Source organism: Paenibacillus anseongensis (assembly GCF_009757995.1).
GTDB lineage: Bacteria > Bacillota > Bacilli > Paenibacillales > NBRC-103111 > Paenibacillus_E > Paenibacillus_E chondroitinus.
On sequence record NZ_WSEM01000007.1, the window covers coordinates 121,389 to 145,262 of the forward strand.

Genomic DNA, 23,874 nt, shown 5'->3' on the forward strand with positions numbered 1-23,874 from the left:
CCCTTTCTACGATCAGGCGCGCAAATTATTCGCGATATTCATCATCTGATCGGCAGATGTAATCGCCCGGGAATTGAGTTGAAGCGCTCTTTGCACCATCACAAGATCCGTCATTTCGTCGGAAAGCGTCACATTGGATTGCTCCAAAAACCCCTGCATTAATGTAACCCGATTATTGGTTGTATCCAGCCCCGGATCCACATTTTGCAAAATGTTCGCCTTCTCGGCCTCCGTAATTCCCGTAGGAAGTGCGTACAGGTTATCTCCAACATCTTGGAGCAACTGTGGGCGCACAACGCGAACCAGCTTGATCTGACCCAGATTAAGCGGCTCAGCAGTCGGGTCCAGCTCACTGTATCCATTGATAATGCCGTTTGGTTGAACAACAGGTCTGAAGCCAGCAGGTATACGAATGGGGTTACCGTCTGTTCCTGTAACAAAATGGCCCTCTTTAGTGGTAAGAACCGTATCGCCATTGGCATCAGGTGTCAAATTGAAAGACCCATTACGCGTCCATGCCGGTTGAAACACTTGGTTTCCGTTCCCATCCACCTTGCTGACGGACACTTCAAACAACCCGTCTCCCTGAATTGCAAAATCCGTAATACCGCCTGTGGACTGAATTGGCCCTTGCGCAAGATTTGTTTGGATTTGCACCAACTTTGATCCCCACCCTTGGTTGAAACCAAGAGGAGAGAATCTGCCTTGCTGACGGAATCCTTCCGGCTGTGACTTCACATTGGTCAGAACATCCTCAAAGGAAGCATCCTTTTTCTTAAAACCCGTCGTATTGAGGTTCGCTATGTTATTGGACAAGATATCCAGCTTCTGCTGTAAGCTGTGCATGGATACCGATGAGTTAATCATGGAATTGTTCATGTGTGGCTCCTTCGCAAGCTAGATTAGACGCGTCCGACTTCGTTCGCTGCCTTGTCCATACTTTTATCATAAGATTGAATGACTTTCTGATTGGCTTCATAGGCGCGCAGTGCCGACATCATATCGACCATAGACTGCGCAGAATCCACGTTGGAGCGCTCGATAAAACCTTGGCGAACTTCGACTTGATCCCCAACGGCAACCTGTGTAACTGTTGCTTCGTCGCCTGGATTGATCCGCAACAAACCGTTCCCTTCACGCAACAGCAGATTGGGATCCTCTGCACGCGAAAGCATTAATCCTACAGGTTGTCCAGCTTGATTCAACAGCGGTTGGCCGTTTCCGTCAAGGAACTCCCCTTTGTCTGTTACCTTAAAGGACCGAATCGGCTGACCCGCTCCATCAACAAGCAGCAAGGGTTGTCCATCGCGACCCAACACTTGATTGCCATTGGCGTTCACGAGCTGTCCTGTCGGATCGACGGTGAACTTACCATTCAAGGAATACCGGAGTTCTCCATTCGCATTCATGACGGTGAATAGTGCCTGTGGCTGGAACGTGCGCTCCCCGTCCGCATTCACGTATTTCCCCGAAGCATCAAAAGCCATGCCAGGCACTTGGATGTCCGACACGAGGGCAAAATCAAATGGATTTTGCGTTTCCTGCAGGTCGCCTTGTGCGTGGACGGAGATATTCTCCTCTGAAAACACACCCAGACTCATCTTCCCAAGCGGTGCCGTTGAGGCGCCTTGTCCACCGCGAATTGTAGAAATAAGCATCTCCGGAAACGAACGCGACAAGGCATTGCCTTGTTTAAAACCCGGGGAATTAATATTAGCAATATTGTTCGTAATGGTATCGTGTCTGCGCTGCTCGGAGATCATTCCTGCCGCCGCGGTATACAGTCCTCTTAGCATCTCTTCACCTCTTGGATAAACTTGTCTAGTTAAATTTACGCTTGGAAACTTTATCTAGATTATCGAGCATGATCCCTGTTCCTTTAACTACGCAAGACATAGGATCTTCCGCAATTAATACCGGAACCTTCAGCTCGTCTGCTAACAACTGATCCAGGCCGTGCAGCAAAGCTCCGCCGCCTGTCAGGATAACGCCACGGTCAATAATGTCTGCGGAAAGTTCAGGTGGCGTACGCTCCAAAACGCTCTTCGCAGCCGTTACGATCGATGAAACCGGATCCCATAGAGCTTCCTGGACCTCACTGGAGTGAATCGTAATCGTAAGCGGCAATCCGGATACCATATCTCTACCGCGAATATCCATCTCTTGATCTCTGCCGTGTGGATATACCGTTCCGATTTTCAACTTAATATCTTCGCTCGTCCGCTCACCAATCAGCAGCTTGTACTTATTTTTGATATACTTCGTGATAGCAATATCGAACTTGTCGCCAGCGATTTTGATGGAGGAGGAGGTGACGATGTCGCCCATGGATAACACGGCCACATCCGTCGTCCCTCCGCCAATATCTACAACCATGTTGCCGCTAGGTTGGAAAATGTCCATACCGGCGCCAATTGCCGCTGCTTTCGGTTCTTCTTCCATGAATACCTCTCGGGCACCGCTGCGCTCAGCCGCTTCGCGGATCGCCTTCTGCTCAACCGAGGTGATGTTGGTAGGGGCGCAGATCAAGATACGCGGATGCGAATACCAGTTCTTGCCCCCTACTTTTGCAATAAAATGCTTTAACATCATTTCTGTAATATCGAAGTCCGCAATAACCCCATCTTTCAATGGACGAATCGCGATAATATTGCCTGGAGTTCTACCGACCATGCGGAAAGCTTCTTCTCCAACAGCAAGCACGCGTTTCGTATCGCTTTCAATCGCTACTACAGATGGCTCATCGAGCACAACGCCGCGTCCTTTCACATGAATGAGCACATTTGCCGTGCCGAGATCTATTCCAATATCCTTGCTTAACATTTCAAGTTAATCCTCCCTAAATCTACCGTCCATCCCGTGAAGAATCGGCGCTCTTATAGATAGTTCTAATTATAAGCTAAATTCGCTGTAAATGCATTAATTCCTCTTTTTCCGTGAAATTTCGACATGTCCAGTTCCAGGAAACCGTCGGGATGAAGGTATTTTTAGGATTTGACCGTGACTAAGTTCTCGGAGTGCTTCGGGCTTCGTGTCTTTCGATACTTGATTTTCGTCGCTTCTCCTCCCCTTAGATGTCTAATGGACTTGTGATACTCCAAAATGTGCTTCACCTGGTTGGCCAGGTCCGGGTTGATTTCCGGCAGTCTTTCCGTCAAATCCTTATGCACCGTGCTCTTGGAAACACCGAATTCCTTCGCAATGGTGCGAACCGTATTCTTGGTCTCGACGATACAGGTACCAATCTTAATGGTTCGCTCTTTGATGTAATCGTGCACTCCCCTCGCCTCCCTACTCGAGATAGTTTGGTAAAGTATATGAGGGGCATGACTAGATATTCTACGTAACCAAGCCTGACAAGCCCATTTCCCATATTTATTTTCAAAAAAATCAGGAAATAAGGGCTTATGCGGTCTTTTTTGGCAAGGACAAGTCTGTTGTGTACCTGATGGAGGGCAAGCCGTGGAGTGAATCCCCTAGGTTTCAAAGCAAAAAAGCAGCAGGATATACCCGCTGCCCTCATTCTATGTAGGCTGGTTGGTGAAGAAGCCACCTGCTTGCCTTTTCATGATAACCGATTACTGTTTAGCGTTTAGAATCGTTTCCGGATTCAGAGCGGCATTATCGCTAACTTGACGCACTTCAAAGTGCAGGTGCACGCCGTCTTCCTTCTCGAAATCATTACGTCCCGCTTTGGCGATGACGTCGCCTTTTTTCACTTCAGCGCCTTTGGTTACTTTGACCTCAGCTAAGCTTTGGTACACGCTGATCAAGCCATTGCTGTGCGTAATTTCGACAAGATTGCCGACAACCGGATTTTGCTCAACTGCCGTAACCTTACCGCTCATAGCGGCCAATACATCAAATGCTGCGCCATCTTTGGCTTTCAAATCGATTGCGGTATGCGGCGTCAATTGATCGTTATACTGAATCATTGCCGCCTGTTTAACTTCATTGGTTGCATTGGTGTCATAGAACGGAATGGATACGTCTAGAGCCGCTCTGTCTTTCACAGGCCATTGCATAGCTTCTGCTGGTGCGTTGACGGCAACCGCTCCATCTTTGGAATTGTCAGGTGCTTGATCGTCGCTGCTTACCTTAATGCCCAGATCGTCTTGGCTGACTGTTTTCGTACCTGTGTCCTGGTACACCCACATTAAGGTTAAGATAATTGCCGCTGCTGCTACATACGTTGCTGGGAATACCCACTTCTTAGCAAGCAACCTCTTCCATGCGGATGGACTTCCTTGTGCCCCTTGAACAGTTTTAGGAGCTTCTTCTTTTTGAAAACCTTTGTTTTGATCACTCATGGTTAATCACCTCATCAACCATTCTTGACACATTTAAAGGTTTTATACTTGAAGAAAGATATTTTTATAGAAACGTTATAAACTAAGATTTCTGGATAAAAGGGGTCGCTTTTTCAATAGAGATGCCTGTGTAATAGTAGGTTACAATCTGCGCTGCAGTCTTGCCTTCCTTGGCCATTCCATTAGCGCCATATTGGCTTAAGCCAACACCATGACCGTATCCGTAAGTCGTAAACGTAATTTTGGAACCGGACCATTTCCAGGCAAATTGGGAGGATGCTAATCCTAGCTTCTCTCTTACTTCTCGACCAGAGAAGGTTTTTCCTCCGATCGTCATCTTCTTGATTCGATGCCCCATGGACCACTCTAGCACTTTCATACTCTTTGTTCCTGTACCGGTGGTGGCTATACTCGTAACGCCCAGTTTCTGCAGCATACTCTTGTACGTAATATCTACGGTTTCTTGGTAGCGAGAAGACAGCTTCACATCCCACGGGCTTGGCACGCTGCGTAAATAGGGACTCATAAACGGCCAGTAATCTTCTGAGTTTTCCGTATACCCATTGCTCGTTGAGAAAAAAGTTGCATTGATAGGCTTGTGCTCATAAGTTAAAATCAAATCTTTCGTTTCATTCACAGCTCTATCGATTTTGGCCATATTCGTTTCATACGTCCCTTTGGTCCACTTCTCTCTTAACTCTTGATCGGTCAGATAGGCTTGATGTGCCGTCGTGTCTGTTACAAGCGCATCATTTACAGGAACATTACTATAATCTTTCTCTAGCACCCTGCGTATGACGTATGTTCTAGCTGCCATTGCTTGTGCTTTGAGCGCTTCCAGTTCGAACTCTACTGGCATTTCTGCAGCGAGCACACCCTTCACATACTGCTCCAAGGGCACCGTTTCGATTTCATCTTTTTTGGTCAAATAGACAGGGATCATCAACCCTTGAGCGGTCACCGTTTCCTGATGAGAGCCATCAATCGCTAGCTGTACAGGGGGCGGATCTTCGCCCCCCGGAATCTTCTTGACTAGCAATCCAGGAACAAGAAGGATGACGCAGAGCATAGAAGACAAACAAACAGCCATCCATAGGATGGCCCCGCGGCCAGGAACACGTTTTTTCTTCAACATCGTCTCAGCAGCCTCCATAAGCGCGTTTACTAGCAGGTATTTTGGTATGACTTAGCTTATGAGAGGCGCTGATAGATTAGAACATGTTGCAATTTGAGATTTACAGACCTATAACTTGAGCAGGCGTATAATGGTCAGTTCTTGTGCCGTCTCCAAGTTGGTAAAAATAGTTATGGCCCCATGCCCATACCGTTCCGTCTGACTTTTGTGCCACCGTGAAAGTTGCACTCGTAGACACAGCCGTCACCCCGCTTAGACCCGCTACCTGAACTGGGCTTAAATAGGTCGAACCAACCGTACCGTCCCCAAGTTGCCCAGTTGAGTTATAACCCCAAGCCCATAGCGTTCCGTCATTTTTAATCGCCATGCTATGGTGCCAATCCGCTTCTACTACTTTTACGTTACTCAAACCTGAAATCTGAACCGGAGTCGTTTGACTCGTCGTCGTACCATCTCCGAATTGGCCAGTTGAATTATTGCCCCATGCCCATACTGTTCCATCCGACTTTATAGCAAGACTGTGGGTGGAACCGGCTGATATGTAGGATACATTACTGAGACCGGACACTTGTACCGGAGTTACCCGAGTCGTCGTTGTTCCGTCTCCCAGTTGACCATCCGTATTATAACCCCAAGACCAAACCGTTCCATCCGATTTTATGGCAAGGCTATGATAGTTTTTCGCTGAGATGGCTACGATATTGGTTAAGCCAGATACCTGAACTGGCGTTGACCGATTTGTAGTTGTTCCATCCCCCAACTCACCGAAAACATTACTCCCCCATGCCCATACCGTTCCGTCGGACTTTAACGCTAAACTATGGTAGAATCCAGCTTCTACATCGATTACATCTGTTAAATTATTCACTTGCACGGGGCTGTTGCGATTTATGACTGTCGTGCCATCTCCCAGTTGGCCAACAGAATTAGTTCCCCACGCGAATACAATTCCGTCGTTGCGTAATGCCAAACTGTGGTTCTCATCACCTGCCGCAACATCGACAATGTCTTGAAGAAGTGGACTTTGAACGGCAGATGAGCTGCTCGTACCTAAACCGTTACCTAATTGTCCTAAATTCCCATCGCCCCAAGCCCATAGGGTAGCATCTGTTTTCAAAAATAACGAATGACCCCATCCTGTTGCAAGGACCGTCTTCAATTGAGGTGGATTCGTTGGATTTCCCTGCGCCGATGCAGGCACGATCATCATGGCGAGTAACATGAAAGTAAGCATTGAAATAAATCCTTTTCTTCTCATCAACATTAATATTCTCTCCTTCGCTTGATAAATTGGTTACCTGACTGACTGGTCGATCGGAATCATAGATTCCAAATAACCTATCTAAACTTACCCTCCTTTCTATTAGTGTAAAAATATGGAATTAGATACATAATTAATAATACTATCTTGTGAGATTAAAGCAATAGTAAACTTTTACAATATTTGTATAAAGCATTGTAAGCTTGCATTAAGGCATAGAGGACAAATAGCCGGCTATTTGTAGGCAAAAAAGGGGAATTTGGCCGAATATCAATTGGCACAAATCCCCCTGAGAACTCTTATTTAACTGGTTAGTTTCTTTTTTCCAAAACATAACGTTTTAACTCTGCGAACTGATCTTTGTTCTCGGAAGCCCATGCCTTTTTATCTAAAATGTCCGCTGTAGCGGCTGAATTTCTCGTTAAAACATTGAATGCTGAGAGTAACCCCTCATCACCTAGCTCTATTTCATCTAGAATGAATGGCACCGCAGGGGTGCCCAACTTAATAAGTTGTTTTACTCTTTCTTCCTGCGAAAGATTAGCATCCTTTGAAATTTCATCTACATGTGATGGAATTGTTTCTAAATATCGAGACCACATCTGAATAAAACCGTTAGGTGTATCCCAAAATGTAGATTGGCTTTGCTTCAGGTCTACACCAGCAATTTGTTCAATAGCAACCGCTAGATAATACTCCTTAAGTCCATTTTCATCACTCATTGATAACTTATTATGAAGTGCAGGTAATGCTTCGCTGCCAAGGGATACAATGTTTTCAAAAGCTTCGTTATCTGTAATGTAGTCGTAAGGGTTAGAACTCACTCCTGGTCCTATGGAAATATTGTTTAAATTATGATCAATTTCTTGATCAACTGTCCTAAAATCTCTATTTACTAGTAATGTGGAGACAAGTAAAAAACAGACCAACAATACAATAAAAATCGGCAACTTCATCCTCATAGCATCACTCCTTATATCATTAGACACTAATATAAGAGAAATAATTCCAAAATTAGAAATAATTATTTTATGAGGTTACTTTGAATCCAACAAAAGCTCAATTAAAGGAACTAGAGTCCTCTATACTCGTGAAAACAAGCTATTTCCACACTGAGCGGAACTACAGGGTCTTAATTGTCCACAATAGTGCGCTTTCTGATAATATCGACAAAATAGCGGATCGTAGTTCCTCTTCCACATGGAAATACCGCTATTTCAGAAAAATAGCGGACTCCAGTTCCCATTACAGATGCCTATGGACATAAAAAAACCGCCGGATCTCTCTCCGACGGTTCTTACTATCCTACGCTAACGTTGGCTGGATATTGAAAAAACCCAGCTCCGCCGCTTCTTGCTCCACTTGTTGCGGCACCGACCGATAAATATCGGCGCCAAGCCCGCGCAATACGTCGGTAATATCGACATATCCGCGATCAATATGGTGAACGCCTGTAATCTCGGTCTCACCTTCCGCTGCCAACGCTGCCAAAATCAGCGCCGCGCCGGCACGCAAGTCGGTTGCACACACTTTTGCACCGCGCAGCTTCGCATTACCGCTGACGATTGCCGTGCGGCCATCGACTTTAATATGAGCATTCATGTTCGCGAATTCTTCCACGTGCATGAACCGATTCTCGAACACCGTCTCGGTCACAAGACTTGTGCCATCCGCTACCATTAGCAGCGCCATCATTTGCGACTGCATATCGGTTGGGAAGCCCGGATACGGCAATGTCTTCACGTCAACCGCGCGCAGCGGTCCCGTGGCACGAACGCGAATACCGTTTTCGTCTTCTTCGATGACAACGCCCATCTCCTGCATTTTAGAAATGACAGGACGCAGGTGATCCCCGATAGCATTTTCCATGTACAGTTCACTGCCGGTAATAGCAGCAGCAATCATATATGTGCCCGCTTCTACGCGATCCGGTATAACCGTATGTACGGCCCCACAAAGTTTCTCTACGCCTTCTATGCGAATAACGCCTGTTCCTGCGCCGCGGATAATTGCCCCCATCGCATTCAGATAGTTCGCCAAATCGACAATTTCCGGCTCTTTAGCTGCATTCTCAATGATGGTTGTGCCTTCCGCAAGCGTAGCCGCCATCATAATATTCTCGGTTGCGCCAACGCTGGCAACATCCAAATAAATTTTAGCACCCTTCAGGCGCCCCTTCACTCTGGCTTCAATATACCCTTGGCCCAATTCAATATCGGCACCCATCGCTTCAAAGCCTTTGAGATGCTGATCAATTGGCCGCGTGCCAATCGCACAACCGCCTGGGAGTGAAATTCTTGCTTGCCCCCGTCTTGCTAACAATGGCCCCATAACAAGGAAAGAGGCTCTCATTTTACGGACTAGATCATAGGATGCTTCGCATGTGTCAATGCGTTCCGCACGAACACGAATAACCTGTCGGTCATAGGCGACTTCAATACCTAAGCTTTGCAATACTTTATTAATGACTAGTACATCGTCAAGGGGAGGCGCATCGTGGATGACGCTTTCACCTTCCGACCCCAGAATGGAAGCTGCAATAATCGGCAGTACCGCATTTTTCGCTCCGTTGATTTTCACATTGCCAGCTAACTTTCGGCCACCGCGGACGATAATTTTGCTCATCATGGTCCCTCCGCGCACTTATTTTAATTACAAGGTTTTGCACATTTCCTAAGTTTATCATCACAAGCCACATAGTTACAACTGTGTTCTTTTGGTATTCTGAAACACCTACATAGAGTTCGAATAGGATCTCCATTTTCGATCCGTTCTACTATCCATTGTTGACAACAATTTAAATCATTATTCGAAAAAGGGAATTAAAACATCTTTCCGAAGCCCATGGAGAACCCTAAATATTGAATAAAAAAACTGGCGACTAAGTGACCGAGCCCAATAGAAAGTAGAATTTGTAGCATAATGGCTTGCGCGCCCTTAGGATTCTTAAGCAGCACATCAAAGCGAAATGCTTGCAGCGCCCACCACGCGAGGCCGATACACAAAATATAAACCACGATATCGACCATGTTCATTACCGAAGCATACTTCGCGGCTTCATTCCATTTATCCGCTTCTCCCATAGGTCACCCCTTCTCGGTTCTACCGATTCATTACTTTCACCAGCATAGAGACGAATTCAGCGCGTGTGGCTTGCTCATCAGGATGGAAAGAGCCATCGGAATAGCCGGTGATCCAGCCGTCTGCCCACATTTGTTTCAAAATACCCAAGCCCCAGTAAGACTCATCTACATCGTTAAAAGGTGAATTCCCCCGCTTCTTCCCTGTCATATTCATGCTGCGGGCAAGCATTTGTGTCATTTCCATTCGCGTAAGCGTACGATCAGGTCCGAAGGTTCCGTCAGGATAACCGGCAACAATATCTGCTTGCAGCGCTTTGGCGACATAATCATAGGCCCAGTGTGAAGAAGGCATATCGGAGAACTTCAGCTCTTTACGCTTCGTCAGCTTCAAAGCTCGAGTCAAAACCGTCGCTGCTTCTGCTCGGGTAATCGACTGATTCGGAGCAAAACGGTAATTCCCATAACCGCTGATCACGCCTTGCTCCGTAAGCTTGCTTATCGCATCTTGAGCCCAATGCCCTTCAATATCGGCAAACCCGCTTACCAGTGTGTAACTGCCAATTTTCAACCTGTACATTTGACTCATGAACCATTGGTTGGCTTGCAGCTTAATATAATAGGTGCCTGCATTCAACGTTTTCTCAACAAAAAGTTGATCAGAACCGTACTCATTTCTATAAAAACCTTGTTCCTTCAATGTGCTGTCATATAGCGTTGCGTACATCGTCCTTGAAGTAGGGATGTTGGTCAACCGTATTTGCGCCAGACCATTTTGGCCCATTCGGAATTCGAACCAATCCACATCGTCATTGTTGTTAAATAAACCTTCGTACACCGAATTCATCGCTGCAAAAGTCGCCTGATACGACTTATCATTAGGTTCATTCGGATCAATTAACTTCGGCGTATATTCAATTTCCAGCGTATATTCACCTGTGATCGGTTCTGTATAATCCTTCGTATTACTGACTCGAATATAGTATTGCCCCGGAAATACATCTATGAGCGAGCTGATTTCAATTCCGCCATCTCCACCTTGATCTATAGTGATCGACTTTTCTCCTTCCTTCTGGAAAAGAATCATCGGATCTATACGACCCGTATCGACGGAGAGTTTCAATCTTATTGAACCCGAATGCTCCAGAGGTAAGACAAACCAATCGACATCCCCTTTCTGGTGAAAGGTTCCGCGAATCGTTTGGCTGCGTTCAGGAAGCGCAAATGCTTTGTACTGTTTATCATTATCTTCAAAAGGGTCCGTGTAGATGATAAAATCCGTTTGCAAACTGTAACTAATTCCTGTTTTCCGTTCGCGATCTACGGTTTGAAGCTGCACATACGTGCGCCCTTTTGTCACTTTTACCTTAAAAGGCTGAGTTCCATCTGAGGAACTATTGGAAATAAAAGTTTCCCCGGAATCAAAACGCACACGAATACCCGCACTATCGGTGTTCTGCAACCATAGCTCAATATATCCGTCATAAGCCGCATCAATCGCGTACCAATCCTCATCCAGCACGGAGGATAGCGCTGCTTTCACAGAGGTATGTATAGGCAGCTTAGCTGCTTGACTCTGTCGATCATTTGGCTCGAATCGATCCTCTTTATAAGGCTTAGTCAGCGCCATATCCACACGCAGCAGCCCATATCCGGTTTTGGCATCCCACCCGGTTTCCCCCAGATCATCCGCCGTCTGCTCCAGTTGGGATCTCACTTCATACGCGCTCATCGTTGGAAATTTGCTCCATACTAGTGCCGCTGCCCCAGCAACCTGTGGCGCGGACATCGAGCTGCCGTCTTGATACTGATAGCCGCCGCCTAGAGCTGTGGTATACACATCCCAGGGAGCAACCAAATCCAGCTCCGGTCCGAAATTCGAACGAGGGTCTGCCTGCTTATCAGCCGTCACGCCTCCTACAGCTAGAACCGTTGGATACGCCGCAGGGTATTTCACGCTCATACTTTCATTGCCGACAGCTGCCACAAGCAGGACATTGTGATCCTCTGCATACTTTACTACGCCTGCCATGTAATCGGAGTACTTATTCAGTCCCAGGGAGAGCACGACGATCTTCGCTCCATGGTCCACAGCATATTTGATGCCTTCGCCAAGCTTTGCTTCGCCGCCAGTTCCATCTGACTCCAATGCTTTAATCGGCATGATTTTAGCGATTGGAGCTATGCCTGCAATGCCTTTATCGTTATTAATCGAAGCTGCAATGATGCCAGCTACGTTCGTTCCATGTCCATTATCATCAATTGGCTTTTTTGAGGGCTGAAGCAAATTCACGCCTTCCACCAAATTACCTACCAAATCAGGATGTGTAAGATCAACGCCGGTGTCAACCACAGCAACTACAATGGATGCACGCGAATCTCCAGCCGCAGCCCACGCTTCATTGATGTGGATCATATCCAGATAGGTCTGTTTCACCCTCATGGGATCCGTCGAAACGGGATAAGCTGCTTCTGTTTTTGTAACCATCACTGTAAGTTCCACAACAAGTATCATCAGGACGATGAACCATAAGTGTCGAATAAATTTCATGAAATCACAGTTCCTTTATCTCGTAATGGTCTTATGCCTTCTCTATCTATACCACATTACCCGTCTTCTCGATACATATAACGGTTTTTCTTCGCAAAAAGTTCAGAACTTTTGAAAAAATTTGAGATGAACACCACAGAGTGGCTTTTATAGTCCAATATTTAAGAAGAAGTCATGATTAAAGAAACAAAAAAACAATCCTCACCCATAAATTATACCATGAGGTGTAAGGATTGTTACTTGTGGATTTTGTCAAAAATAAAGTTAAAATATGGGTAATGGCAAACTTTTAGTTTATTAAACTAATCTCATCAGCAACCAACATGACACCACTATCATAATTATAAATATAAACCCAAAAGTCAATAATATCGCCTTTTTTTAGTGTTTGAGAGTCAATTTCTGTTTTAGTATCGGCTTCAACTTTAAAGATCTTTGTTTTGTTATCAATAACAATGAATCCATTCGTACCTGGGTTGGAATTATTGGCGTTGAACCTCTCAAATTCTTCTCCTATGGGATGGAATTCAGTTAAAGAGACGGTATACATCATTCTTATTCCTTCTGCATTCTTCCCCTTCTGATTAACTGTACTAAAAATTTTTGATTGAAAATGATGATATTTAATCGGAGTTTCTACCGTTTTTTTTGTACATCCTGATATTGCAATACATATAATGAATGACAGTATAATTATCGTTTTTTTAATAGCCACTAAATTCAACTCCTTTATGCACTTTTAAGTGAAATATTAAAAAACCCTCGTGCAGATAATCCTGACTAGGGTTTTTAATTCTAATGATTAATGTGTTACATACCAGTTTGTACCTGTAAAGTTATTATCATAATGGTAATATTTTAAACCAGGAATCACATTAGGTACAGACCACTTAATTGAATGTGAATTTTTATAACTAGTTGTCACCCCACCTGTAAAAGTCCCCCCTGGCGTTGGTACTGAAAATGCACCTCCAAGAGTCCTTTCTGCTGAGTATGATTTTGTTGCCGTCGCACTTACACTACCGTCATTATAAATTGAAAAGTACGCCCCGTAGGAGCCTCCAGTAACTGAGGAAGGTGAAATTCCATTCAAAGATGAAGTATACCAATTATATGTAGATGAAGGCCCAATTAAATACAACGCTGTAGATGAGTAATCCGACCATTGATAAGATCCGAAATATTTTATATCTCTTTTTATAGATCTGTACATGTAGTTAGCATACAAATCCACACCAGCATCACAGTAAGTTCCATTGTTATAAATACACTGTCCGTTTACAGTGTAATCAATTGCGGTGCCTGTGTCAGTTGATAATGTTGTATTACCACTAACAGTCCATGAACCTGACCCCTGCTTGAATCCAGAATCTATCTTCACAGAAGCAGAGGATGCCATACTTACTGATGCAGATTCATTACTACCCAAATTTACAGATATTATTTTGGTTGGTTGTTGAGCATCATTTTGATAAGTTGTACAAACTGTATATCCATTCCCTCCGCCAAAAGGAACGCAATCACCAACAGCTAGTGTTGATACTTCATCTCCATTTTTTTTAAGCTGTGGTTTTTGTCCTTTAAATTTAGTTGATATTGTTTTAACTCTATCTCTTTCCAATGCTATTCGATCATCCCTTGTTAATTGACTACTATTTTTAAGATGCGGAACAGAAAAAACTTGGTGTGACATTTCGCCTTCTGGAGAAAGAGCATAAACTTCGTAAGCTGCTACTGCAATCGGACTTTTTTGCTTTGCTTTTTCTTCATCCGATAATGTTGATTTAAGTATATATTTTCCGTCTTTATCGGTTTTACCATTAAAGACCACTTTGTTGTTATCCTCCGTTAGTGAAAAGATTAATACATCCGCGCTATTTACATGGGCTTCATTCTTGTCAAGCACTTCAATTGTTATTTCCGGATTTAGTTGCAACTCCGTTAATAACCCTTGTGACGATTCTGCATTTGCTGGTAGAACTAGACTCGCAAATAATGCAAACGAAAATAAAGCAGCACAATACTTTTTCATTAAACAACCTCCATATATTTTATAATTTCTTACATATTATACCATTTAATTATAGCCTAATATTTAAACGATGTTACAATTTGATAAATTTTTGGTTAATTATTACAACTAATATATTCAATGTCACCACCGCTAACTTTTAATTAAATTTTAAAATCCCAAAAATCACTTAAATAAGTAAATAAAAAAAGCCTTTCCCCGCTTATGCAGGGAAAGGCTTTTCAAACAATATCCTATTTACATCAAGATAAAATCCTTCGTAAGCATGAAGATAGATTCAATCCATTTGAGCACCAGATGCGGCACCAAACCTAGAACTACGCTGATAATAGCACATGCCCATACTGTTATGCCCAAAGCAATAGGCACCTTGACCTCAGCCGACTCATAATCGCTACGCATAAACATTTGGCGAACGACACCAAAATAGTAGTAGAAAGATACAACGCTTGTCGCGATCATTAGGGAGCCGAGCCAGTATTGATGGGTTTGCATCGTACCGAATATGATGTACAGCTTACCGAAGAATCCGCCAGATATCGGGATTCCTGTTAAGGACAATACGATTAGCACCATGGCAGCAGCTGTAAAAGGAGCACGGTAATACAGGCCTCCGAAGCCCTTGGCTTCGGTATGCCCCTCTGCCTGCTCAATAATCATCAGCACCGCGAAAGCACCGATGTTCATGAACAAGTACGCGATCAGATAGAAAATAAATTCAGAGAAATTCGCGTAGTGGACACCAGAGAAGTATGTCGCAATTGGAACAAGCAAATATCCCGCATTGGCAATTCCCGAGTAAGCTAATAGCCTTTTCATGTTCGTTTGCTTCAGGGCGATGAAATTACCGACTACCATGGCGATCGCAGCCATAACGGAGATGGCCAGGAACACATCGGATTGGAATTTCGATTCCTCGAAAGAACTAAACCCGAACAAAACGTAGAAAACTCGGAAAAGGATGGCGAATCCGGCACCTTTGGACACGACAGCCAAGAAAGCCGTCACAGGTGTCGGTGCCCCTTCGTAGACATCCGGCGCCCAGCTGTGGAAAGGGGCGGCGGCTATTTTGAAGCCGAATCCGGCAAGCAGCATAAAAAATGATACATAAAGCAGCGGCTCATAGGAACCAATGAGCGATGGGAGCGCAGCACCAATCTGTGCAAGATTGCTCGATCCGACCATCCCATATAGGAAGGACATGCCATACAAGATGATGGCAGAGGATACACCGCCCATCACTAAGTATTTAAAGGCTCCTTCATTGGACTTGCTATCTTTCTTCTTCATCGCCACAAGTAAGTACGAGGTAATACTAAGCAGTTCCAGCCCTACGTACAGCGTAATTAAGTCACCCGAGGATGACATAATCATTGCGCCGAGCGCTGCAGGCAGATAGAAGTAATAGTACTCGCCTACATGCGGGATCGTATCTTCCTTCACGACACTTAGACTCATCAGCACGACGAGACCAGTGCCAACCAAGGTGAACAATTTCAGCAGATTGGAGAAATCATCCACCCTATAGCTTTGATTGAGCAGTTGAATCGCCTCATCCGGGTTCAACTGAAGCAAGACAAACACGCCGGAAATCACAAGGCCGACCAAGGTTAACCATCCAATTACGGAACGACTTAACCTGCTTGGCAGGATCAAATCCAAGAGAGATAGGATGATCGCGGTGGCAACCAGCGAAAGTTCAGGGAGCAGATGCGCTAAATCGGCGACTTGGAGTCGAAGCTGTTCCACCGGACTAACCTCCTATCTTCCCGGCTACGCTTTGGATCAATTGATCCAAGCTGCCTATCGTTTGCTGAAGCGGCTGGCTCAGCACGCTTGGGTACACCCCGAGCAAGAGGATGAACGCCACTAAGGTAATCATCGGCACCGCCTCGATTAATCGTGCGTCGCGTATCCCTTGCAGGACCAGGTTTGGCTGCTTAGGGCCAAACGTGATGTTCAACACCCCGCGCAGCACATACACCGCTGCGAGAATGATCCCCAGTGTACCGATAATCGCGTACACCCGGTGTGTCTCGAAGAGTCCGAGGAACGCGAGGAACTCACTGATGAAGCCGGATAAGCCCGGCAATCCGAGTGAAGCCATCCCCGCAATCAGCAGAATCCCGCTGATGAAGGGAACCGACGAGGCGAGACCGCCTAAGCGATCGAGCTCGGTCGTGTTCGTCCGCTCGTAGATGCTGCCGACGAGCAGGAACATCAGGGCCGAGATCAGACCGTGTGAGATCAGTTGGAACACGGCTCCCTGGAGGCCCGACACGTTAAATGCGGCGAGTCCGAGCAGGACGATGCCCATATGGCTGATACTCGAGTAAGCCAACACGAGTTTGAAGTCTTTTTGCACCATCGCGAGAATGGCGCCGTACACGATGTTGATAACACCTAGGAGCGCTAGCATCCAGGCCCACTGCTTCGCCTCCGCCGGAAAGAACAGAATGCCGAAGCGGATAAGGCCGTAAGCCCCCATTTTGAGCAAAATACCGGAGTGAATCATAACAACAGCAGGCGGAGCCTCTGTATGTACTTTTAGCATCCACGTATGGAACGGGAAGATCGGCAGCTTAATGCCGAAGGCGACCAGCAGCATAATGAACACGGTCCATTTCATGGCTGGGCTTAGGAAGAACGGCGCTCCCTCTTGGTTCACATAAGCGGCGGGATCTTGCAGCAAATTATGCGCAATGGTATGAATATCTCCGCTGTAGTAAATGATAGCCTCTGTCTGCGACGGATCTTGGTTGAAGCCTGCCGTGCTCACAAGGATAAGGAACGCGATCAGCATAATCGCTGAACCGAGCCCGTTGTAGAGAAGGAAGCGGTTCGCCGCCTGCTCTCTCTTCATATAGCCCCATATTCCGATCAAGAAGAACATCGGCACCAGCGTAATTTCGAAGAACAGGAAGAACAAGAACAGGTCCTGGGCCATAAAAACGCCGAACATACCGGTTTCCAGCAGCAGGAATAAAATAAAGTACGTTTTCCACCGTTTCTTGATGTACACCGAGGCTAGAGCAGCCATGGATGACACAAGAGCGGTTAAAAATACAAGCGGCAATGAAATTCCATCAACAGCAACACTGTATTTGAATTCAAAGAAATACGATGTGATTTGTTGAATCCCCTCATGGTTCAGCGGAACTTTGATCCAGTCGAGTTGTTCTTTGTATTGAATCGGATCACCTTGAAAATTGTAATCAGCATACAACCATGCCGCCAAAATAAGCGGAATCAATGTCGTGACAATACCGATCGTTTTAATTAAACGGCCGCGATCACTTCGAATGAAGAACAGGACCAGCACACCGAGCAAAGGTGAGAAAGCGATTAGACTAAGTATAGGTAGATTAGCCGGCATGGATGAACCTCCTTCCTGCGATGGCGAGCGCCAAGATCAGCATCCCTAGAATCATGATGACGCCGTAGGTCTGCATCTGGCCATTCTGAAGACGGGAGCCCAAACGCCCAAGACTGACGACAGTAAAGGCGACCAAACGCACGATACCATCAATGATGTACACATCAATCAGTTCAAGAATCCATCCTAAACCTCGCAGTGGCTTGACGATAAGACTGTCATAGATTTCATCCACGAAATATTTACGGTTGAGCAGTGTGTACAACCAAGGCAACTTACCGGATACGACATCCCGCGGAATCGTGCGTTTCAGGTAGATTAGGTACCCTAGACCAATACCAAGCAACCCGGCGAGTGTGGATAAAATAATAACGATCCAATTGGCTTTCTCGTCATGTTCTTGACCCGTTAACCAGTGGCCCAGCCACTCGTTGAACGGCGTATTCACAAACCCCGCAACCACAGCAAGTACAGCCAAAATGATCAGCGGTATCGTCATCGTGGAAGGCGATTCATGCGGCTCATGGGCATGATCGTCGTGCCCGTGCGCTTTCCCTCTAGGCGAGCCAAGGAAAACCAGGAAGAACAGTCGGGACATATAAAAGGCGGTGAAGAAAGCCGCAATCACACCAACCCAGAACAACAGCTGGTTATGTTCATACGCTTCTGTCAAAATCATATCCTTCGACCAGAACCCTGCGAATGGGAAAATTCCCGAGAGCGCCAAGGTTCCGATGGCGAATGTCCAAGTCGTTATTTTCATTTTGCGGGATAAGCCGCCCATTTCATTGATATCCTGCGTATGCACGGCGTGAATCACGCTGCCTGCGCCCAAGAAGAGCAAGGCTTTGAAGAAAGCATGCGTGAATAAATGAAACATCCCTGACGTATACGACACGCCAATGCCGAGCGCCATCATCATATAGCCGAGCTGACTTACCGTTGAATAAGCGAGAATGCGCTTGATATCGTTCTGCGCGATTCCGATCGTCGCTGCGAAGATGGCCGTAAAGCCCCCCACATAAGCAACAACCAGTAAGGCATCCGGCGAAGCATGGAAAATGTCAAACGTACGCGCCACTAAGTACACCCCTGCGGCGACCATTGTTGCTGCGTGGATCAGCGCACTGATTGGGGTCGGACCTTCCATGGCGTCAGGCAACCAGGTGTGCAGCGGGAACTGGCCTGATTTCCCTATCGCCCCGATAAAGATCAGAACGGCAATCCAAGTGACGATAGTCGGATCAATTTTGCCCGTAGTGAAGGCATTATGTATAGAGGTAAAATCAAGTGCATGCCCCGGCATGTACCAGAACAGCAGCAGGATGCCAAGGAACAGGCCTACGTCCCCGATACGGGTAACGATGAAGGCTTTTTTCGCTGCAGCCTTAGCCTCAGGCTTGAAGTACCAGAAACCTACAAGCAAGAAGGAACATACCCCTACAAGCTCCCAGAAAATGTAGAGTTCTAACATATTTTCCGAAATAACCAGACCTAACATGGAGAAAGAGAACAAAGCGATATAACCAAAAAACACATGGATTCGCTCGTCGCCTTTCATATAACCTCTAGAGTAAATATTAACGAGGAGAGAGACCAACGTGACGATGACCAGCATCAAGGCGTTCAAATTGGTAACCTCAAACCCCATACTCAAGGTAAAATCGCCAACCTGCAGCCAATTCAGCTTATCCCACGTATAATCCTCAACTTTGCCGCCGATACGTTCAACAAATATCAGCACAGCGACGATAAATGAGGCGAACATCGCAAAAATACTGATATAAATGCCCAAATCCTTTAATTGACGTCCCATAGCCGTAAGCGCTAGAAAAGCAATCAACGGAAACAACGGAATGAGCCAGGCGTACTGTGAATAGTCCGATACCATATCCTTGTTAGCCTCCTAGCGCTTCATAGAATCCAAATCCGTTACATCTACTGTTCCTCTATTTCGGTAAATCGTAATAAGAATCGCTATCCCGACAGCTGCTTCTGCAGCTGCAATCGTAATGTTGAAGAGTGAGAAAATTTGACCTGTGAGCGCTGGATGATCCCCGAGTTTGGAGAAAGCGATCAAATTTAAGTTCACCGCATTGAGCATCAACTCAATTGACAATAACACGATGACCCCATTTTTTTTCGTTAAAGCGCCGTACAGACCGATACAGAACAGGATTGCAGCCAGCGTGAGATAGGGAGTAATAATGTTGCCCATAGCTAATCCTCCTCTCTCTTCGCTACGATAATAGCGCCGATGAAAGCGACTGTCAGCAGCACAGACATGATTTCGAATGGAATCACGTGCTGGTTATACAACAGCTTGCCGATTTCTAATGTATTGTCTTTGCCGGTATCTAAAGAGCCTTGTGAGACGAAGGTCGTTTTTTGAATCGCATAAAATAACACCCCGAACAAGCCCAAAGCGCCAACGATCGCCAAACCTTCGTGCCAAGGACGCCTTGGCTCCTCCTCTTCCCCTTGTCTGTGTTTCGTCATCATAATGCCGAAAATCATGAGGATCGAGATGGCTCCTGCATAGATCAACACCTGTACGAAAGCAACAAACTCGGCTTCAAGGATAATATACAGCCCTGCTAAGCTAATGAACGTAAGCGCAACGGCAATGACCATATGAACAACTTTGGTAAAAGAAATCATAAAGATCGCTCCGCCGATGGCCAGAAGGGCGAAAATGAAGAAAGCCCAGCTTGAACCGCTTGAGAGGAAATCACCAATTCCGCTAAACATCTTTTTTGGCCCCCCCTTTTGGCATGGCCGAGTTATTCTCCTGACGAATGTTTTGGTTATTGTCATTCAACCATTGCAAATTTTTGAAAAGATCATCGCGACTATAGGAACTTAGCTCGAAATTATTTGTCATGACAATTGCTTCCGTCGGACACACCTCTGTGCAAAGATCGCACAAAATACAAATTTCGAAGTTGATATCATACGTATCAATGACCTTACCCTTTTTCTCGGGGTCCGGATTCGCTTTACCCGTCAGAGTAATGCACTCGGTTGGGCAAATACGCGCACATTGATTGCACACGATGCACTTCTCTGGGTCAAAATGTTGAATACCGCGAAAACGATCCGGCATTTTGATCGGGACCTCAGGGTATGCGTACGTGATTTTTTTCTGTGTCATGCTTTTCAACGTTACGCCTAAGCCTTTGATTATGCCCTTCATTTGGTTCACTCCTTAGAGTTTTGCTTTAGCAAAACTGACATCGTAAGCATCAGCTTAGAGTTTCCGTAGGAAACTTGCATCGTAAGCATGGACTAAGTTCTGCTTCAGCAAAACTGACATCGTATGCGTAGGCTTTGTTAAAAGATCGTCATAATGATCGCCGTTACCAGCATATTGACAAGCGCCAAGGGCAGCAGCACTTTCCAGCCAAATCCCATGAGCTGATCAATTCGTACGCGAGGCAACGTCGCCCGCAACCAGAACAAGACGAATACAACGAGGGAGAATTTCAGCAGGAACCAGATGATCCCCGGAATAAAATCAAGGAATGGGAACGGCGCATGCCATCCGCCTAAGAAGATCAGGCTCGTTAAAGAAGCAATGATAAACACGTAAACGTATTCCGATAGCATGAAAAAAGCAAAGCGGAAGCCGCTGTATTCCACGTGATAGCCTGCTACAAGCTCAGACTCTGCTTCCGGCAAGTCAAAAGGCGTCCGGTTAAGCTCCGATACACCGGCAATGGCGAAGATGATGAAACCTAGAATTTGAGGAATAAAGTTCCAATGCCAGAAGCCACCCGCTTGATGGTCAACGATGGTATGCAGATTTAAACTGCCTGTCATCATAATGACACCAATGACGGAAATGACGAGCGGTACCTCATAACTGATCATTTGCGCTGCTGAACGCATACCGCCTAGCAAGGCATATTTGTTATTTGATGCCCAGCCCCCAAGAATAATCCCAATCGTAGAAATCCCTGTAAGCGCCACGTAATAAAGCAGACCGGCATTCAAGTTCGCATTAAACATACGATCCGAGAAAGGGATCGCCGCAATAATTGTAAACGAAGGAATGAACGTAATGATAGGCGCCAAAATGAACAGCTCACGTTCCGCCTTTTTGGGAATGGTATCTTCTTTAATGAGCAGTTTGAATACGTCCGCGACGCTCTGCAGAAGCCCTAGCGGCCCTGTTCGGTTTGGTCCGATCCGCAGCTGCATCCAGCCAATGACCTTCCGCTCAAAGTAGATCGCATAGGTAACGAAGCCAAGAACCAACAGCAGCATAACGATGCCCCAGAAAAGGAAAACGAAGAAGTTCGTCCAGGTTAGACTCTCTTCCAGCAAATTTACCATTAGGCATCCACCTCCCCAACGACAATATCGATGCCGCCCAATATCGTAATCAGGTTGGTCATCGATTCACCGACCAGGAGCTTGGGCAATATTTGTAGATTTACGAAGGACGGTCTGCGGAATTTCAGACGGAATGGCTCTTGCTTGCCTCGGGAAATAATATAGCAGCCGATTTCTCCACGAGGAGACTCGATAGCCGCATACACTTCACCTTCAGGAGGACGAATCACCCTAGGCACCTTGCCCATGGTTTCCCCTTGTTCAGGGAATTGTGCCACAGCTTGCTCCAAAATACGCAGGGACTGTTTTACTTCTTCCATGCGCACTAGATAGCGATCATAACAATCGCCGCCGCTTCGTACAGGCACATCGAATTGAAAGCGATTGTAAAGGCTGTATGGCTGCGTTTTGCGGATATCCCAGTCAACACCCGTACATCTCAAATTAGCACCGCTAAGCCCATAAGCAATGGCTGTATCAGCGTCATATTTACCTACTCCCTTAATCCTGGACAGGAAAATCTCATTTCCGGATACAAGGGTATGATATTCTTCCAATTTGCCGTACATATACGGGATAAACTTCTTAACTTTATCGATCCAACCGTCTGGAGCGTCCCATTTTACCCCGCCTACACGCATGTAGTTGTAAGTCAAACGAGCTCCGCAGAGTTCATTGAAGAGGTCAATGATAATTTCCCGATCACGGAAAGCGAATAAGAACGGACTCATCGCTCCGATATCTAGCAAATAAGTTCCCCACCACACCATATGGGAAGCAATCCGCTGAAGTTCCATCACGATCAAACGAAGGAATTCCGCACGTTCCGGAACTTCCAGTCCCATCATTTTCTCAACAGCATGAACGAGAACATAGTTCGTCGTCATGGCAGAGACGTAATCCATACGGTCTGTGTAAGGAATAATTTGTGTGTAGCTCAGATTCTCAGCCAGCTTCTCTGTTCCTCTATGTAGATAGCCCATAACGGGTATAGCTTCTTTGATGATCTCTCCATCCAGCTTCACAATCACGCGGAAAACGCCATGCGTACTAGGATGCTGAGGACCAACGTTTAGCAGGAGCTCTTCTGTCCGTAACAAATGCTACACCTCCGGGTCAAGCGGTTCGTAATCTTTGCGCAGTGGATGGCCGACCCAATCGTCAGGCATCATGATTCTTACCAGGTTGGGATGCCCGGGGAAGTCAATTCCCAGCAGGTCATACACTTCCCGCTCATTCCAATTCGCGGTTGGCCACACAGGAGCGACAGATGGGATGCTTGGCTGATCCCGGTCTGTTTTCACCTTCACACAATACTCGCGCTTGTGCGTGAGGGAAAGCAGATGATACGCCACTTCCAGATGCGTCTCTTGATCCACACCGGAGAGATTGCGCAAGTAATCGCAGCGCAGCTCTTCGTGATCCCGCAGCGTCAGCGCAGCCTCCGGCCAGCGGGAGCTGTGAATGACAACGTAAGGACGGTGTCCGTCCCTTTCGTTAATGAAGCTATCGACGACGGCCTCTTCGCCGGCGCTTTCTTTCAAGATCGCCACCAACCTATCCAGCAGGGGCTGGTTCGGCGAAGGCTCTTTCGGCGCGGCAGGCTCCGCAGCATCGGTTTTCGCTCCGCGCGCGCTGGCTCGCGCGGCGCGTGCTTCTGCGGCGGCCTGCGCTTTGGCCGCCTTCTCGTCATCCCCTGCAGCAGCAGGGGATGGTGGTGCTGCCGACGCGGGTTCGCCCGTCGGCTCAGCGGCCGCCGCCTTCGCCGCTAGGCGGGCGGCTCTCGCCGCG

The 23,874-nt window shown here is 46.3% G+C and carries 22 protein-coding genes; all 22 read right to left on the reverse strand.

Annotation, left to right across the window (positions count from 1 at the left end; translation table 11 throughout):
* Positions 1–12 precede the first annotated feature (12 nt).
* The 22 genes from GON05_RS07585 to GON05_RS39660 all read right to left on the reverse strand — a co-directional run bounded on the left by GON05_RS07585 (position 13) and on the right by GON05_RS39660 (position 23,636).
* Complete coding sequence (locus tag GON05_RS07585) at positions 13–879, reverse strand: flagellar hook-basal body protein (RefSeq protein ID WP_157318553.1); 867 nt, start codon at positions 877–879, stop codon at positions 13–15.
* Between the two features lie 23 nt (positions 880–902).
* Entirely contained in the window at positions 903–1,796 is an 894-nt protein-coding gene (locus GON05_RS07590) for a flagellar hook-basal body protein (protein WP_157318554.1), read from the reverse strand.
* 25 nt (positions 1,797–1,821) lie between these two features.
* Positions 1,822–2,823, reverse strand: a complete 1,002-nt coding sequence (gene mreB / locus GON05_RS07595) for a rod shape-determining protein (RefSeq protein WP_079417018.1) — start codon at positions 2,821–2,823, stop codon at positions 1,822–1,824.
* 164 nt (positions 2,824–2,987) lie between these two features.
* Positions 2,988–3,278: a sporulation transcriptional regulator SpoIIID gene (spoIIID, locus tag GON05_RS07600; protein WP_181646572.1), complete on the reverse strand. Its 291-nt coding sequence runs from the start codon at positions 3,276–3,278 to the stop codon at positions 2,988–2,990.
* A 300-nt stretch (positions 3,279–3,578) separates the two neighbouring features.
* Positions 3,579–4,310 carry a M23 family metallopeptidase gene (locus GON05_RS07605; RefSeq protein WP_157318555.1) on the reverse strand — a complete coding sequence of 244 codons (732 nt, stop codon included), beginning with the start codon at positions 4,308–4,310 and terminating at the stop codon, positions 3,579–3,581.
* Between the two features lie 82 nt (positions 4,311–4,392).
* Positions 4,393–5,445, reverse strand: a complete 1,053-nt coding sequence (spoIID, locus tag GON05_RS07610; protein ID WP_157318556.1) for a stage II sporulation protein D — start codon at positions 5,443–5,445, stop codon at positions 4,393–4,395.
* Positions 5,446–5,545: 100 nt separating this feature from the next.
* Positions 5,546–6,709 (reverse strand): RCC1 domain-containing protein, encoded by a 1,164-nt coding sequence (locus tag GON05_RS07615; RefSeq protein WP_157318596.1) that lies wholly within the window; start codon positions 6,707–6,709, stop codon positions 5,546–5,548.
* Between the two features lie 308 nt (positions 6,710–7,017).
* On the reverse strand, positions 7,018–7,662 hold the full coding sequence (locus GON05_RS07620; RefSeq protein ID WP_157318557.1) for a hypothetical protein: 645 nt from the start codon (positions 7,660–7,662) through the stop codon (positions 7,018–7,020).
* Positions 7,663–8,011: 349 nt separating this feature from the next.
* The gene (gene murA / locus GON05_RS07625) at positions 8,012–9,331 is read right to left on the reverse strand and encodes a UDP-N-acetylglucosamine 1-carboxyvinyltransferase (protein WP_127453399.1); all 1,320 of its coding nucleotides are present in this window, start codon (positions 9,329–9,331) and stop codon (positions 8,012–8,014) included.
* A 197-nt stretch (positions 9,332–9,528) separates the two neighbouring features.
* A complete protein-coding gene (locus GON05_RS07630) occupies positions 9,529–9,789 on the reverse strand; it encodes a DUF1146 family protein (RefSeq protein WP_246069053.1) in 261 nt (86 codons plus the stop codon).
* A 19-nt stretch (positions 9,790–9,808) separates the two neighbouring features.
* Positions 9,809–12,337 (reverse strand): S8 family peptidase, encoded by a 2,529-nt coding sequence (locus tag GON05_RS07635; protein WP_157318558.1) that lies wholly within the window; start codon positions 12,335–12,337, stop codon positions 9,809–9,811.
* A gap of 289 nt (positions 12,338–12,626) precedes the next feature.
* Positions 12,627–13,052 (reverse strand): hypothetical protein, encoded by a 426-nt coding sequence (locus tag GON05_RS07640; RefSeq protein ID WP_157318559.1) that lies wholly within the window; start codon positions 13,050–13,052, stop codon positions 12,627–12,629.
* Between the two features lie 87 nt (positions 13,053–13,139).
* A complete protein-coding gene (locus GON05_RS07645) occupies positions 13,140–14,369 on the reverse strand; it encodes a hypothetical protein (RefSeq protein ID WP_157318560.1) in 1,230 nt (409 codons plus the stop codon).
* A 237-nt stretch (positions 14,370–14,606) separates the two neighbouring features.
* A complete protein-coding gene (locus GON05_RS07650) occupies positions 14,607–16,118 on the reverse strand; it encodes an NADH-quinone oxidoreductase subunit N (RefSeq protein WP_181646573.1) in 1,512 nt (503 codons plus the stop codon).
* Between the two features lie 4 nt (positions 16,119–16,122).
* Entirely contained in the window at positions 16,123–17,745 is a 1,623-nt protein-coding gene (locus GON05_RS07655; protein ID WP_157318561.1) for a complex I subunit 4 family protein, read from the reverse strand.
* The gene (gene nuoL, locus GON05_RS07660; protein ID WP_157318562.1) at positions 17,735–19,636 is read right to left on the reverse strand and encodes an NADH-quinone oxidoreductase subunit L; all 1,902 of its coding nucleotides are present in this window, start codon (positions 19,634–19,636) and stop codon (positions 17,735–17,737) included. Before nuoL ends, GON05_RS07655 begins: the two co-directional genes overlap by 11 nt.
* Positions 19,637–19,651: 15 nt before the next feature.
* Complete coding sequence (gene nuoK / locus GON05_RS07665) at positions 19,652–19,963, reverse strand: NADH-quinone oxidoreductase subunit NuoK (RefSeq protein ID WP_127453411.1); 312 nt, start codon at positions 19,961–19,963, stop codon at positions 19,652–19,654.
* Between the two features lie 2 nt (positions 19,964–19,965).
* Complete coding sequence (locus GON05_RS07670) at positions 19,966–20,496, reverse strand: NADH-quinone oxidoreductase subunit J (protein WP_157318563.1); 531 nt, start codon at positions 20,494–20,496, stop codon at positions 19,966–19,968.
* A complete protein-coding gene (nuoI, locus tag GON05_RS07675; protein WP_127453413.1) occupies positions 20,489–20,941 on the reverse strand; it encodes an NADH-quinone oxidoreductase subunit NuoI in 453 nt (150 codons plus the stop codon). Before nuoI ends, GON05_RS07670 begins: the two co-directional genes overlap by 8 nt.
* Positions 20,942–21,078: 137 nt before the next feature.
* The gene (gene nuoH / locus GON05_RS07680) at positions 21,079–22,083 is read right to left on the reverse strand and encodes an NADH-quinone oxidoreductase subunit NuoH (protein WP_127453414.1); all 1,005 of its coding nucleotides are present in this window, start codon (positions 22,081–22,083) and stop codon (positions 21,079–21,081) included.
* Positions 22,083–23,183 (reverse strand): NADH-quinone oxidoreductase subunit D, encoded by a 1,101-nt coding sequence (locus GON05_RS07685; protein WP_127453415.1) that lies wholly within the window; start codon positions 23,181–23,183, stop codon positions 22,083–22,085. The genes nuoH and GON05_RS07685 overlap by 1 nt, the downstream gene beginning before the upstream one ends.
* A 3-nt stretch (positions 23,184–23,186) precedes the next feature.
* The gene (locus tag GON05_RS39660) at positions 23,187–23,636 is read right to left on the reverse strand and encodes an NADH-quinone oxidoreductase subunit C (protein ID WP_338114014.1); all 450 of its coding nucleotides are present in this window, start codon (positions 23,634–23,636) and stop codon (positions 23,187–23,189) included.
* Positions 23,637–23,874: the final 238 nt, after the last annotated feature.

Bases quoted from the DNA above. Each gene is read 5' to 3' on its own strand.
- nuoH (WP_127453414.1), bottom strand. From the start codon at position 22,083: ATGGTAAATTTGCTGGAAGAGAGTCTAACCTGGACGAACTTCTTCGTT.
- GON05_RS07630 (WP_246069053.1), bottom strand. From the start codon at position 9,789: ATGGGAGAAGCGGATAAATGGAATGAAGCCGCGAAGTATGCTTCGGTA.
- murA (WP_127453399.1), bottom strand. From the start codon at position 9,331: ATGAGCAAAATTATCGTCCGCGGTGGCCGAAAGTTAGCTGGCAATGTG.
- GON05_RS07635 (WP_157318558.1), bottom strand. From the start codon at position 12,337: ATGAAATTTATTCGACACTTATGGTTCATCGTCCTGATGATACTTGTT.
- GON05_RS07615 (WP_157318596.1), bottom strand. From the start codon at position 6,709: ATGTTGATGAGAAGAAAAGGATTTATTTCAATGCTTACTTTCATGTTA.
- GON05_RS07585 (WP_157318553.1), bottom strand. From the start codon at position 879: ATGAACAATTCCATGATTAACTCATCGGTATCCATGCACAGCTTACAG.
- nuoI (WP_127453413.1), bottom strand. From the start codon at position 20,941: ATGAAGGGCATAATCAAAGGCTTAGGCGTAACGTTGAAAAGCATGACA.
- mreB (WP_079417018.1), bottom strand. From the start codon at position 2,823: ATGTTAAGCAAGGATATTGGAATAGATCTCGGCACGGCAAATGTGCTC.
- GON05_RS07655 (WP_157318561.1), bottom strand. From the start codon at position 17,745: ATGCCGGCTAATCTACCTATACTTAGTCTAATCGCTTTCTCACCTTTG.
- GON05_RS07590 (WP_157318554.1), bottom strand. From the start codon at position 1,796: ATGCTAAGAGGACTGTATACCGCGGCGGCAGGAATGATCTCCGAGCAG.
- GON05_RS07620 (WP_157318557.1), bottom strand. From the start codon at position 7,662: ATGAAGTTGCCGATTTTTATTGTATTGTTGGTCTGTTTTTTACTTGTC.
- nuoK (WP_127453411.1), bottom strand. From the start codon at position 19,963: ATGGGCAACATTATTACTCCCTATCTCACGCTGGCTGCAATCCTGTTC.
- GON05_RS07605 (WP_157318555.1), bottom strand. From the start codon at position 4,310: ATGAGTGATCAAAACAAAGGTTTTCAAAAAGAAGAAGCTCCTAAAACT.
- GON05_RS07645 (WP_157318560.1), bottom strand. From the start codon at position 14,369: ATGAAAAAGTATTGTGCTGCTTTATTTTCGTTTGCATTATTTGCGAGT.
- nuoL (WP_157318562.1), bottom strand. From the start codon at position 19,636: ATGGTATCGGACTATTCACAGTACGCCTGGCTCATTCCGTTGTTTCCG.
- spoIID (WP_157318556.1), bottom strand. From the start codon at position 5,445: ATGTTGAAGAAAAAACGTGTTCCTGGCCGCGGGGCCATCCTATGGATG.
- GON05_RS07670 (WP_157318563.1), bottom strand. From the start codon at position 20,496: ATGTTTAGCGGAATTGGTGATTTCCTCTCAAGCGGTTCAAGCTGGGCT.